The following is a 13160-nucleotide window of genomic DNA, read 5'->3' as shown; positions in this document are numbered from 1 at the left end:
CCGTCGGACGGTGCGCTCCTGATTGTGCCAGTCCGCGCGAAGGGTCGCGCTCGGCTTCCTCAGCTTCTGAGGTCGACGAGGAGCGGGGGGACGTGCTCGCCCCTCACATGGGTGAGGGAGAGGACGGCGTGGCCGGGGGGGACGGCGTGGGCGAGGTCGGAGGCGGACCAGCGCTGCCGCTCCACTTCCCGTACGGTGACGGCCTCCGCGGTGGCCGCCCGGCCGGTGACCAGGCGCCGCATGAAGTGCAGGGCCTTGGTCAGCGGCTCGTCCGCGATGATCTGCCGGTTGGTGACGTCCCGGGTCTGCACCCACTCGGTGCCCCATGCCTCTGCGAACCGTCCGCCGTCCCAGGGCGCGATCCCCGCGAACGCCATCCGGCACCCGACCGAACCGAGCAGCGGCTCGCGCAGCGCCTCGGGCACGTCTTCCAGGCTGCGGAGCGCGAGGAGGACGCCCGCGTTGGCGGAGCGCAGCCGCTGCAGGGCTCGTACGGAGTCGCCGGTGACGGTGTGGGTGGCGTCGTCGAGGACCAGGCAGGCGAAGAGGGAGCGGTCGCGGCGGGCGAGGGCGGCCTCCGTGAACTGGGCGAGCAGCAGCCGGGAGACGATCCGGGAGGCCTCGGCGTGGCCGCGTTCGGGCAGGTCGACGCGGACCCGGAGCGGATGCTCGATCGCGCGGAGCGAGAACTTCGGCCGGTCTCCGCCTTCACCGTGGCGGGATTCGCTCTCCGTGCGGAAGAAGCCGGCGAAGGCGGGTCGGTCGAGGAAGGTGATGCGCTCGGCGAGCAGGGTGCCGACGTCGTCGCCGCGGTCGGCCTGCCGCTGCCGTGCGTCGAGCTCGCGCAGCTGGGCGGAGTCCCCCGCGACGGCGGCCCGGAGCGCGGCGAGCGCATCGGGTGCCCCGCCGAGCAGCTCGCGCAGCTCGGGCACGCCGGGGAAGCGGCCGTACGCGGCCAGGAAGGGCCCGATCAGCTGGGCGAGCGCGGTGGCGGCCCGGCGGCTGTCGACGACCAGATCCCCCACGAGGGCGTCGGCGAGCATGCGGGCGGCCTCGTCGGGGTCGTCGGCACCGCCGTAGAGGTCGAGGTCGTGGGTGGACTCGCGCCGCCCGACGGAGACGACGACGTCGAAGGCCCCGTCCGGGCCCAGGGCGGCGCTCTGGGCGGTGACGGCGACGACGGCGGCGCGGTTGGCGAGCGACTGGAGGCAGAGCGCCTCGACGACGGGCCGCACCAGCCGCACGGTCTTCCCCGATCCGGCGGGACCGACGGCGAGCAGCGAGGTCCCGAGCACGCCCGGCTCCAGAGCGACACCGGTGGTGCGCCGGGCATAGGGGTTGCGCGGGTGGTCGGCGGTGGTGCCGATGAGGACCTGGCCGGTGACGAGGTCGTGGGTGGCGGTGCGGACGGGCAGGTCGCGCAGCCCGGAGGGGTGGCCGCAGGCGGCGGCGCCACGGGTGCGCACGGTGTCCGTGAAGGCGGCGAGACGGTCGGGCCGGGCCCGTACGCCCTGCCAGGCGCGTTGGATCCGGGCGTAGTCGACGTCGCCGAGCGCGCCCTGGCGGGTGGCCTCGGCGAGCCGGGCCGCGGCTTCGGCCAGTCCGGCGTCGCGCAGTTCGGGCCACTCCGCGGGGTCGGCGCCCGGCGGTACCGGCGGGGGCGGGGCGGGGGCCTGGGCGCCCCCGGTCCCGAAGCGCCGCCGTACGGGGGGCCAGGTGCCGGCCCGGCCGAGGGCCGCGACGAGGGCGGCGGCCAGGAGCACGTAGTAGAGGTTGGAGACCCAGGTGAGCCAGGTGAGCGTGCGGGGCATCTCGCGCCAGACGCCCGGCAGGAGCACGAAGAGGGGCCACACGGGGACGCCGTAGCGCTGCCAGACCTCCCGCCAGTTGCCGACGCGGCCGAAGCCGACGGCGAACAGGGCGAGGACGACGGCGTACCAGAGGTAGAGCGCGCCGATGTACGCCTCGAAGTCGGGGCTGTCGGGGTTCCGCCAGTCGGAGGGCACGAGCCACAGCATCGGCAGCAGCCACCACTCGTCGACGAAGATCCACCCTCCCTCCAGGTAGCCGTTCCACAGCAGCGACCAGAGGAGCCAGCCGGAGAGGTACGCGACGAACGCGCCGGTGACCAGCTGGCGGCCGGGCACGAGCTCCGGTTCCCGGTCGGGCCGCTCGCGGTGCCCGAGACGCCAGATGCCGGGGGCGGCCGCGGGACGGGGGATGCGGAGCCACTCGGCGACTCCGAGCCGGGCGGGCGCGTGAGCGGGGGGCGGCGGCACGGAGGGCGGGGCGGCCGGACGCGGGCCCGTTCCGGTCTGCGGCGCGGGCGCGGTCTGTCCGGCGTACGGCACGGGGGGCGGCCCCTGGGGCGGGGGGAAGGACGGCGGTGGTCCCCCAGGCCGTGGCACCGCTCCCCCCCTCGTGTCGCGTGACTCGTACGTGCCGTCGGTCTCCATGAACCCCTGCCCCCTGACCAGCCAGGTCGCCGCGTCTGTGCCACCGTCAATCTAGTGGGCCCGCGGCGCGCCGGAGGGATTTCGACCACCCGTGCGGCCGATCCCCGCCGTCGCGGCCCGGCCGCCTCCCGCAGGGCCCGCCACGCGGCGTGGGCCGGCCCCTGTCATGCGGCGCCGGCGCCCTCCCACCGAGCTTCATGTCCATCCCGGACAACGACACACCCCCCACCACTCCCGATCGGCGCATGCCTCCGCCCTTCCCCCGCGCCTAGCCTGCGGAGGAAACCCACAAGTGCGTCCAGAACACCCCCAGGAGCCCCGCATGAACGCTGTCCCGCAGGAGCGGCGCGTCGTCACCGCCATCCCCGGTCCGAAGTCGCAGGAGCTTCAGGCCCGACGCCTCGACGCGGTCGCCGGTGGCGTGGGCTCCACGCTGCCGGTCTTCACCCAGCGGGCCGGCGGCGGCATCATCGAGGACGTCGACGGGAACCGCCTGATCGACTTCGGCTCCGGCATCGCCGTGACCTCGGTCGGCGCCTCCGCCGAGGCCGTCGTGCGCCGCGCCTCCGCGCAGCTCCAGGACTTCACCCACACCTGTTTCATGGTGACCCCGTACGAGGGCTACGTGGAGGTCTGCGAGGCGCTCGCCGAGCTGACCCCGGGCGACCACGCCAAGAAGTCGGCGCTGTTCAACTCGGGCGCCGAGGCCGTCGAGAACGCGGTCAAGATCGCCCGTTCCTACACCAAGCGCCAGGCCGTCGTCGTCTTCGACCACGGCTACCACGGGCGTACGAACCTGACGATGGCGCTCACCTCGAAGAACATGCCGTACAAGCAGGGCTTCGGGCCGTTCGCGCCCGAGGTGTACCGCGTGCCGGTGGCCTACGGCTACCGCTGGCCCACCGGTGCCGAGAACTGCGGCCCCGAGGCCGCCGCCCAGGCGATCGACCAGATCAGCAAGCAGATCGGCGCCGACAACGTCGCCGCGATCATCATCGAGCCGGTCCTCGGCGAGGGCGGCTTCATCGAGCCGGCCAAGGGCTTCCTGCCGGCGATCGTGAAGTTCGCCAACGACAACGGCATCGTCTTCGTCGCGGACGAGATCCAGTCCGGCTTCTGCCGCACCGGCCAGTGGTTCGCCTGCGAGGACGAGGGCATCGTCCCGGACCTCATCACCACCGCCAAGGGCATCGCGGGCGGCCTGCCGCTCGCCGCCGTCACCGGCCGCGCCGAGATCATGGACTCCGTCCACGGCGGCGGCCTCGGCGGCACCTACGGCGGCAACCCGGTGGCCTGCGCCGGTGCGCTCGGCGCCATCGAGACGATGAAGGAGCTCGACCTCAACGGGAAGGCCAAGCGCATCGAGGAGGTCATGAAGGCCCGCCTCACCGCCATGCAGGAGAAGTTCCCGGTCATCGGCGACATCCGAGGCCGCGGCGCCATGGTCGCCATCGAGCTGGTGAAGGACCCGGCCACCAAGGAGCCGTACGCGGAGGCCGCCGGCGCCCTGGCGAAGGCCTGCCACGCGGAGGGCCTCCTGGTCCTGACCTGCGGCACCTACGGCAACGTGCTCCGCTTCCTGCCGCCGCTGGTCATCGGCGAGGACCTGCTGAACGAGGGCCTCGACATCATCGAGAACGCGTTCGCCCGGATCTGACGCGCGGGCCCGTGAGGGCCACGGTGTGAAGACTCTGTGGGGGGCCGATGGCGGGACGCGTTTCCCGCTGTCGGCCCCCCGTTCTCTGGCGTACGGTTTCCACGGATGAGAGAAACACCCCGGGCGGAGCCTCCCCAGCACCGCCCGCACCGTGCCTCCGCGCACGCCGCCGGCGCCTCGTGCCCCGGCACTCCTCACCGATCGGACGGCCGCACGCCCCATACCCCCCGGGGCGCGCGGCGGACCGGTCCTCCCGGCCGTCCTGGAACCACCCCCCCTGTTCCAGGGCGGCCGGCTCTCCTCTCGGCGCTCGTCGCCCTCGCCGTCGTGACCTGGCAGGTGCTCGTCCACGGCCCTCTGGCCAGGCTCGACGAGCGGGTGTCCCGGGCCCTGGTGGACACGGTCCCCCGGCCCCTGAGCGAACTCGCCTCCGACCTCGGGAACATGCCCGTCGCCCTGCCCGTGCTCGGCTGCGCCATGGCGTACGCGGTGTGGCGCGGGCGGTGGCGGGCCGCCCTGTACGCGGGCCTCGCCATGGCCGCCGTACCGCTCCTCGTGGTTCCGATGAAGCTGTGGACCGCGCGGCCCGGGCCCCTGGAGCCGTGGGCGCACGGCTACTACCCGTCGGGCCACACGGCCACCGCGATGGTGGCCTACTTCGGCGCGGCCTTCCTCGTCTCGAACCGGCTGGTCCCCGTCGCCGCCGTGCTGACGGCGGTGACGGGGACCGGGCTGGTGCTGCGGGGCTACCACTGGCCGCTGGACGTGGTGGCCAGTCTCTGTCTGGGGCTGTGGGTGCTGGCCGTCAGCTCCAGTCGTATGCGTCGAAGTTCTTCGAGAACTCCCACTGGTTGAAGCGGTCCCAGTTGATCGACCAGGTCATCAGGCCGCGCAGGGCGGGCCAGGTGCCGTGGGTCTGGTACGAGCCGCAGTTGACCTTCTTGGTGAGGCAGTCCAGGGCCTTGTCGACCTCGGCCGGGCTGGTGTGGCCGTTGCCCGCCTGGGTGGAGGCCGGGAGACCGATGGCGACCTGGTCGGCGCGGAGGCCCGGGAAGAAGCGGTCCGCGTTGCCCGCGACCGGGAAGCCGGCGAGGAGCATGTCGGTCATGGCGATGTGGAAGTCCGCGCCGCCCATCGAGTGGTACTGGTTGTCCAGGCCCATGATCGGGCCCGAGTTGTAGTCCTGGACGTGCAGCAGGGTGAGGTCGTCGCGCAGGGCGTGGATGACCGGCAGGTAGGCGCCGGCGCGCGGGTCCTGGCCGCCCCAGGGGCCGGAGCCGTAGAACTGGTAGCCGAGCTGGACGAAGAAGGTCTCCGGGGCCATGGTCAGGACGAACTTCGCGCCGTACTTGGCCTTGAGGGTCTTGACCGCCTGGATCAGGTTGACGACGACCGGGCTGGTCGGGTTCCGGAAGTCGGTGTCGCCGTTCTGGAGCGAGAGGGAGTGGCCCTCGAAGTCGATGTCCAGGCCGTCGAGCCCGTACTCGTCGATGATCTTCGAGACGGAGGTGACGAAGGCGTCGCGGGCGGCCGTGCTGGAGAGCTGGACCTGCCCGTTCTGGCCGCCGATGGAGATGAGGACCTTCTTGCCGGCGGCCTGCTTGGCCTTGATCGCCGCCTTGAACTCCGCCTCCGACTCGACGTTGGGGCACTCGGCGACCGGGCAGAGCTTGAAGCGGATGTCGCCCGAGGTCACCGAGGTCGGCTCGCCGAAGGCCAGGTTGATGACGTCCCAGGAGTCGGGGACGTCGGCCATGCGGGTGTAGCCGGAGCCGTTGGCGAAGCTGGCGTGGAGGTAGCCGACGAGGGCGTGCGCGGGCAGGCCCTGATCACCGCCGTCCCCACCGCCGCCGCTGGTGGTGGTCGCGGTGACGGCGGCGGACTTCGGGGACTCACCCGCCGCGTTCACGGCGCTGACCTGGAAGGTGTACGCGGTGGAGGCCGTGAGGCCCGTCGCGGTGGCCGAGGTGCCGGTGACCGTCTGGATCCTCGTGGTGCCCCGGTAGACGTGGTACGAGGTGGCGCCGGAGACCGCGCTCCAGGTCAGCGGCACGGTGGTGGAGGTCGGGGAGCCGGCCGCGAGCCCGGTGGGGGCGGTGGGGAGCTGGACCGGGTCGCCGCCGGGGCCGTACAGGGAGAGGTCGTCGGCCTGGTAGGCGGGGGTGCCGTACCAGCCGTGGGTGTAGATCGTGACCGAGGTGGTGGAGGGGCCCGTGGTGAAGCTCGTGCCGAGCTTCTGCCAGTCGGGGGCCGAGCCCGTCCAGGTGGAGACGTCGGTGGTGCCGGTGCCGGTGGCGCCCAGGTAGACGTAGCTGCCGCGCACCCAGCCGCTGAGCGCGTACGTGGAGTTGGGCTTCACGGTGACGGTCTGGGAGCAGCGGGCGTTGTCGCTGCCGGCCGGGGTGGCCTGGAGCGCCTTCGTCCCGCCGTGCACGGGCGAGGAGACGGCGGCGCCGCTGCCCGCCGTACAGGTCCAGCCGTCCAGGCCGGCCTCGAAGCCGCCGTTGCGGGCGAGTTCGGCGTCGGTGGCCTGGGCGCCGGGGGTGAGCGCGAGGAGTCCACCGGCGGCGAGGGCGCCCGCCAGTATCAGGGTGAGGGGTCTGGAGCGGGCCACGACTGCCTCCGGGAGGGGGAGAGGGGAGGTGGGGGAATCGAAGGGAGCGCGCCACAGCATGGTCCAGACCAATCGAGTGGTCAAGACCTCTGCACGGACGGCGTCTTCGCTCAGCCCCCGTCCACCGCCCCCTCCCCCCGGGCCAGTTGACCCGCCGCCTCGTGCATCGCCAGCTCCAGGAGCGGGGCGTCGGTGAGGGTTCCCGAGCCGTCCGGGACCACCAGCCAGCGCACCGCGCCGGTCGCCCGGCCCGGGTACGGAACGACGATCCAGGTCCCGGCGCCCGCGCTGCGGATCCCGGTGCCGAGCCAGCGGGTGGCCGTGCCCGGCGGGACGAAGAAGCCCATGCGGGCGTCGCCGAAGTCGGCCAGGACCGGGCCGGGACGGCCCACCAGGCGGGTCAGCACGTCGAGCGTGGGATAGCCGAGCTCGGCCGGCAGGATCAGCACGTCCCACCGCACGCCGGCGGGAAGGAGCGCGACCCCGTGCGGGCTGCGCTCCCACTCCCACCGGCAGGCGTCGGGATCGGGCGCGGCCGAGAGCAGCCACTCCACCGCACTCCTGGCGCCCGTGGCCCCCGTACCAGTCATCGCGACGTTCTCCTTCCGTGTGGACACGGTGTCCACACGGAGAGAGCGGGGAGGGCGGCCGCTCTTACGCGGCTTCACCTACTTGTCGGTTGTGACGTACGTCACCCAGCCGTACGTCACTCGGGCGTACGTCGCCGTCCTCGGGTCAGCTGTCGAAGCCCAGGCCCAGGCGGTCCATCGCCTTCAGCCACAGGTTCCGCCGGCCGCCGTTCTCGTCGGCGCGGGCCAGGGACCACTTGGTGAGGCCGATGCCGGCCCAGGCGACCGGCTCGGGCGGGAACGGCAGCGGCTTGGAGCGGACCATCTCCAGCTCGGTGCGCTCGGTGCGCTCCCCCGCGAGCAGGTCGAGCATCACGTCGGCGCCGAAGCGGGTGGCGCCGACGCCGAGGCCGGTGAACCCGGCCGCGTACGCCACCTTCCCCTTGTGGGCCGTGCCGAAGAAGGCCGAGAAGCGGGAGCAGGTGTCGATCGCGCCGCCCCAGGCGTGGCTGAAGCGGAGCCCTTCGAGCTGCGGGAAGCAGTGGAAGAAGTGCTCGGCCAGCTTGAGGTACGTCTCGGGGCGGTGGTCCCTCTCGGCGCTGACCTTGCCGCCGAAGGGGTAGATCGCGTCGTATCCGCCCCACAGGATCCGGTTGTCGGCGGTGATCCGGAAGTAGTGGAACTGGTTGGCGGAGTCGCCGAGCCCCTGCCGGTTCCGCCAGCCGATCGAGGCGAGCTGTTCGGCGCTGAGCGGTTCGGTGGTCAGGGCGTAGTCGTAGACCGGGACCGTGTAGGCCCTCACGCGCTTCACCAGGGACGGGAAGACGTTGGTGCCGAGCGCGACCCGGCGGGCGAGGACCTTGCCGTACGGGGTGCGCACGCCCGTGCCGGCGCCGACGGAGACCAGGTCGAGGCCGGGGGTGTTCTCGTAGATCCGGACGCCCAGGCCCAGGCAGGCCCGCTTGAGGCCCCAGGCCAGCTTGGCGGGGTTCAGCATGGCGACGCCGCGGCGGTCCCACAGGCCGCCGAGGAAGGTCGGCGAGTCGACCTCGGCGCGCACCGCGTCCCGGTCGAGGACGTCGACGCCGTCGGCGAGGCCGAGCCGGTCGAGCTCCCCGTACACCTCGTGCAGCTCCTCGACCTGGTACGGCTCGGTGGCCACGTCGATCTCGCCGGTGCGCTCGAAGTCGCAGTCCAGGGAGTAGCGGGCGACGGCCTCCTCGATGGCGTCGAGGTTCCGCTCGCCCAGCTCCTCCAGCTTCGGCAGCTCGCCCGGCCAGCGGGCGAGCCCGTTGCCGAAGCCGTGGGTGAGGGAGGCGGCGCAGAAGCCGCCGTTGCGGCCCGAGGCGGCCCAGCCCACCTCGCGCCCCTCGATCAGGACGACGTCCCGGGAGGGGTCGCGCTCCTTGGCGAGGAGCGCGGTCCACAGTCCGCTGTAGCCGCCGCCGACCACGAGGAGGTCGCACGTCTCGGTGCCGGTGAGGGCGGGCAGGGCGCCGGGCTTGCCGGGGTCTTCCAGCCAGAAGGGGACGGGCTGGGCGTCGGAGAGAGATTGGGCGGCGAGACGCATGGCGACTGGGGCCATGGTTTCCAACTCCTTCGGTGCCTGGGCGGCCTTCGCTCAGGCTGTTGCTGTTTTCTTGCGCCGGTTCGTGATGATCTGTCCGGCCACCACCACCAGTACCGCGAGGACGAACATCGCGGTGCCGATGACGTTGATCTGAACGGGTGTTCCGCGCTGCGCCGAGCCCCAGACGAACATGGGGAAGGTCACCGTGGAGGGTCCCGCGTTGAAGTTGGTGATGATGAAGTCGTCGAACGAGAGCGCGAAGGCGAGCAGTCCGCCGGCGGCGATGCCGGGGGCGGCGATCGGCAGGGTGACGCGCAGGAAGGTCTGCGCGGGCCCCGCGTAGAGGTCGCGCGCGGCCTCCTCGAGACGCGGGTCCATGGACATGACCCGGGCCTTGACCGCCGTCACGACGAACGACAGGCAGAAGGTGATGTGGGCGATCAGGACCGTCCAGAAGCCCAGCTCGATCCCCATGTTGAGGAAGAGGGTGAGCAGCGAGGCGGCCATGACGACCTCGGGCATCGCCATCGGCAGGAAGATCAGCGAGTTGATCGCGCCGCGCGCCCGGAAGCGGTAGCGGACGAGCGCGAAGGCGATCGCCGTGCCGAGGGCGACGGCGCCGAGGGTGGCCCAGGCGGCGAGCTGGAGCGAGAGCGACAGCGACTGGCACATGTCGGCGACGCCGCAGGGGTCCTTCCAGGCGTCCAGGGAGAACTTCTGCCAGGAGTAGTTGAAGCGCCCGTTCGGCTTGTTGAACGAGAACGCCATCACGACGAGGTTCGGCAGGATCATGTACGCGAGCGTCAGCAGGCCCGCGACGACGACGAGGTTCTTACGGATCCAGCGCATCAGACGAGGTCCTCCGTTCCGGCGCGGCGGATGTAGACGGTGACCATGACCAGGACGATCGCCATGAGGATGAAGGAGAGCGCGGCGGCCGTCGGGTAGTCGAGGACCCGCAGGAACTGCGACTGGATGACGTTGCCGACCATCTTGGTGTCGGTCGAGCCGAGCAGTTCGGAGTTGACGTAGTCGCCGCTCGCCGGGATGAAGGTGAGCAGGGTCCCGGAGACGACGCCGGGCATCGACAGCGGGAAGGTCACCTTGCGGAAGGTGGTCGCCGGGGAGGCGTACAGGTCCTGCGCGGCCTCGTGGAGGCGCCCGTCGATCCGCTCCAGGGAGGTGTAGAGGGGCAGGATCATGAAGGGCAGGAAGTTGTACGTGAGGCCGCAGACGACCGCCATCGGGGTGGCGAGCACGCGGTCGCCCTCGGTCCAGCCGAGCCAGCTGGTCACGTCGAGGACGTGCAGCGCGTTCAGCGCGTCGACCACGAGGCTGTCGTCCGCCAGGATCGTCTTCCACGCCAGGGTCCGGATGAGGAAGCTGGTGAAGAAGGGGGCGATGACCAGGACGAGGAGCAGGTTGCGCCAGCGGCCGGCCCGGAAGGCGATCAGGTACGCGAGCGGGTAGCCGAGCAGCAGGCAGAGGACGGTCGCGGTCCCGGCGTAGAGCAGGGAGCGGACGAACTGGGGCCAGTACTCCTGGAGGGCCTCCCAGTAGGTCGGGAAGTGCCAGGTGACCTTGAAGCCGGCTTCGAGGGAGCCGGTCTGGACCGAGGTGGAGGCCTGGTAGACCAGCGGCAGCGCGAAGAAGACGAGCAGCCAGACGATGCCGGGGAGCAGCAGCCAGTAGGGGACGAGCCGCTTGCGGGTGGCGGGCTTGCGCAGAACCGGTTCCTCCACCGATTCCGGCGTCTCTTTCGTCAGGGTCGAAGCGCTCATCCGGCGTCCTCCACCGTCTCCACGCCCGCGTCGCCCACTGTCCCCGCAAGCAGGGACTGGTCCGCGTCGAGTCCGAAGGTGTGCGCCGGGTTCCAGTGCAGGACCACCTCGGCGCCCGGGACGAGCCGGGTGTCGCGCTCGACGTTCTGCTCGTACACCTGGAGTTCGGCCCCGGCGGGCGAGTTCACCACGTACTGGGTGGAGACCCCGATGAAGGAGGAGTCGGCGATCCGGCCGGTGACGCGGTTGCGGCCGTCGGCTATCGCGCCGGCGTCGTCCGCGTGCGCGAGGGAGATCTTCTCGGGGCGGACGCCCACGAGCAGTCGGCCGCCCGCGCGGACGGCGGAGGTACAGCGGTCGCCGGGGACCCGGAGCTTGCCGCCGCCCACCGTGACGAGCACGTCGGAGCCGGTCTCCAGGACCTCGGCCTCGATCAGGTTGGAGGTGCCGAGGAAGTTGGCGACGAAGGTGGTCCGCGGGTTCTCGTACAGGTCGGCGGGGGCGCCGAGCTGCTCGACCCGGCCGCCGTTCATCACCGCGACCTGGTCGGCCATGGTCATGGCCTCCTCCTGGTCGTGGGTGACGTGCACGAAGGTGATGCCGACCTCGGTCTGGATCCGCTTGAGCTCCAGCTGCATCTGGCGGCGCAGCTTGAGGTCGAGGGCGCCGAGCGGCTCGTCGAGGAGGAGGACCTGCGGGTGGTTGATGAGGGCGCGGGCCACGGCGACGCGCTGCTGCTGGCCGCCGGAGAGCTGGTGCGGCTTGTGCCGGGCCTTGTCGCCGAGCTGGACCAGCTCCAGCATCTCGTCGACCTGCTTCTTGACCGACTTGATGCCGCGGCGGCGCAGGCCGAAGGCGATGTTCTCGGTGATGTCCATGTGCGGGAAGAGCGCGTAGGACTGGAAGACGGTGTTGACCGGCCGCTTGTAGGGCGGGAGGTCGGTGACGTCGGTGTCGCCGAGGAAGACGGTGCCGGTGCTGGGGTCCTCCAGGCCGGCGATCATGCGCAGGGTGGTGGTCTTGCCGCAGCCGGAGGCGCCGAGGAGGGCGAAGAAGGAGCCCTGCGGGACGGTCAGGTCGAGCGGGTGGACGGCGGTGAAGGAGCCGTACGTCTTGCTGATCCCGGTGAGGCGGACGTCGCCGCCGCCGGTGTTCTTTCCGGTGTGAGCAGTCTTGTCAGTCATGGGTCGTGGTCCCGGGGAGTGAGAGGGGTGGACGAGGCCGGACTCAGGCGCCGATGAGCTTGGCGAACTTCTCCTCGTACGCCGTCTCCTCCGCGCCGGTGAGCGAGCGGAAGGCGCGCGACTTCTTCGCCATGGCCTTGTCGGGGAGGATCAGCGTGTTGTCCGCGAGCTCGGGGTCGATCTTGGTGAGCTCGTCCTTCACCCCGTCGACGGGGCAGACGTAGTTGATGTACGCGGCGAGCTGGGCGGCGACGGGGAGCTCGTAGTAGTGGTCGATGAGCTTCTCGGCGTTGGTCTTGTGCCGGGACTGCGCGGGGACCAGCAGGTTGTCGGTGGAGGTGATGTAGCCGGCCGCCGGTATGGAGTAGCGGATGTCGGGGTTGTCCGCCTGGAGCTGGATGATGTCGCCGGCCCAGGCGAGGCAGGCGGCGATGTCGCCCTTGTCGAGGTCGGACGTGTAGTCGTTGCCGGTGAAGCGGCGTATCTGCTTCTTGTCGACGCCCTTCTGGAGGCGTCCTATCGCCGCGTCGTAGTCGGCGTCCGTGAAGCTGCCGGGGTCCTTGCCGAGGTCGAGCAGGGTCATGCCGACGGTGTCGCGCATCTCGGTGAGGAAGCCGACCCGGCCCTTGAGCGAGGGGTCGTCCAGGAGCTGGGTGACCGAGTCGACCTTCTTCCCGCCGGTCGCCTTGACGTTGTACGCGATGACGGTGGAGATGCCGGTCCAGGGGTACGAGTGGGCGCGGCCCGGGTCCCAGTCGGGGTTGCGGAACTGGGCGGAGAGGTTGGTGTAGGCGTGGGGGAGGTTCGAGGGGTCGAGCTTCTGCACCCAGCCGAGGCGGATCATCCGGGCGGCGAGCCAGTCGGTGACGCATATGAGGTCGCGGCCGGTGTCCTGGCCGGCGGCGAGCTGCGGTTTGATCTTGCCGAAGAACTCGACGTTGTCGTTGATGTCCTCGGTGTACTTGACCTTGATCCCGGTGCGCTTCTCGAACGCCTCCAGGGTGGGGCGGGACTTCTCGTCCTCGCTGACGTCCATGTACTCGGTCCAGTTGGAGAAGGCGACCGTCTTCTCCTTGGCCGAGTCGTCCGCGGAGGCGGCGCCCGGGCCCTCCCGCTTGGCGGGCGGGATGCCGCAGGCGCTCAGGGACGCGAGGCCGCCGACGGTGAGCGCTCCGACGCCGCCCGCGCGCAGCATCGAACGGCGGCTGAGGGCGCCCCGGCCGCTCGTCAGGCTGCGCCGTATCGCCGCGAGCTGGGCGGCGGAGAGGCTGTCGGGCTCGTACTGCTCCATGCGCTGTGCCCTTTCGGGAGGGTTGCGTCGCCGGTCGG

The 13160-nt window shown here is 71.6% G+C and carries 10 protein-coding genes; 2 read left to right on the top strand and 8 right to left on the bottom strand.

The window, feature by feature from the left end; translation table 11 throughout:
* Nucleotides 1-59: 59 nt before the first annotated feature.
* A complete protein-coding gene (locus CP977_RS25175) occupies nucleotides 60-2456 on the bottom strand; it encodes a type IV secretory system conjugative DNA transfer family protein (RefSeq protein ID WP_208420647.1) in 2397 nt (798 codons plus the stop codon).
* 322 nt (nucleotides 2457-2778) lie between these two features.
* Between CP977_RS25175 and gabT the strand changes: the two genes are divergently transcribed.
* On the top strand, nucleotides 2779-4113 hold the full coding sequence (gene gabT, locus CP977_RS25170; RefSeq protein ID WP_062751960.1) for a 4-aminobutyrate--2-oxoglutarate transaminase: 1335 nt from the start codon (nucleotides 2779-2781) through the stop codon (nucleotides 4111-4113).
* A 105-nt stretch (nucleotides 4114-4218) separates the two neighbouring features.
* Nucleotides 4219-4968, top strand: coding sequence for a phosphatase PAP2 family protein (locus CP977_RS25165; RefSeq protein WP_079131006.1), 750 nt, complete (start codon nucleotides 4219-4221; stop codon nucleotides 4966-4968).
* On the opposite strand, the gene CP977_RS25160 is transcribed toward CP977_RS25165, so the two are convergent.
* From CP977_RS25160 to CP977_RS25130, 7 genes are all read right to left on the bottom strand, one after another.
* Nucleotides 4919-6727, bottom strand: coding sequence for a chitinase (locus tag CP977_RS25160; protein WP_152370849.1), 1809 nt, complete (start codon nucleotides 6725-6727; stop codon nucleotides 4919-4921). The two genes, CP977_RS25165 and CP977_RS25160, sit on opposite strands and share 50 nt — an antisense overlap.
* Before the next feature lie 110 nt (nucleotides 6728-6837).
* Nucleotides 6838-7317 (bottom strand): bifunctional DNA primase/polymerase, encoded by a 480-nt coding sequence (locus CP977_RS25155; protein WP_152370848.1) that lies wholly within the window; start codon nucleotides 7315-7317, stop codon nucleotides 6838-6840.
* A 145-nt stretch (nucleotides 7318-7462) separates the two neighbouring features.
* Nucleotides 7463-8881 carry an NAD(P)/FAD-dependent oxidoreductase gene (locus tag CP977_RS25150; protein ID WP_062751963.1) on the bottom strand — a complete coding sequence of 473 codons (1419 nt, stop codon included), beginning with the start codon at nucleotides 8879-8881 and terminating at the stop codon, nucleotides 7463-7465.
* Between the two features lie 36 nt (nucleotides 8882-8917).
* Entirely contained in the window at nucleotides 8918-9715 is a 798-nt protein-coding gene (locus tag CP977_RS25145) for an ABC transporter permease (RefSeq protein ID WP_062751964.1), read from the bottom strand.
* A complete protein-coding gene (locus tag CP977_RS25140) occupies nucleotides 9715-10647 on the bottom strand; it encodes an ABC transporter permease (RefSeq protein WP_062751965.1) in 933 nt (310 codons plus the stop codon). The genes CP977_RS25145 and CP977_RS25140 overlap by 1 nt, the downstream gene beginning before the upstream one ends.
* On the bottom strand, nucleotides 10644-11831 hold the full coding sequence (locus tag CP977_RS25135; RefSeq protein WP_152370847.1) for an ABC transporter ATP-binding protein: 1188 nt from the start codon (nucleotides 11829-11831) through the stop codon (nucleotides 10644-10646). Before CP977_RS25135 ends, CP977_RS25140 begins: the two co-directional genes overlap by 4 nt.
* A 43-nt stretch (nucleotides 11832-11874) precedes the next feature.
* Complete coding sequence (locus CP977_RS25130) at nucleotides 11875-13122, bottom strand: ABC transporter substrate-binding protein (protein WP_062751967.1); 1248 nt, start codon at nucleotides 13120-13122, stop codon at nucleotides 11875-11877.
* Nucleotides 13123-13160: the final 38 nt, after the last annotated feature.

The organism is Streptomyces cinereoruber, assembly GCF_009299385.1.
Classification (GTDB): Bacteria; Actinomycetota; Actinomycetes; order Streptomycetales; family Streptomycetaceae; genus Streptomyces; species Streptomyces bikiniensis.
This window is presented reverse-complemented; position numbering and strand designations above follow the sequence as displayed.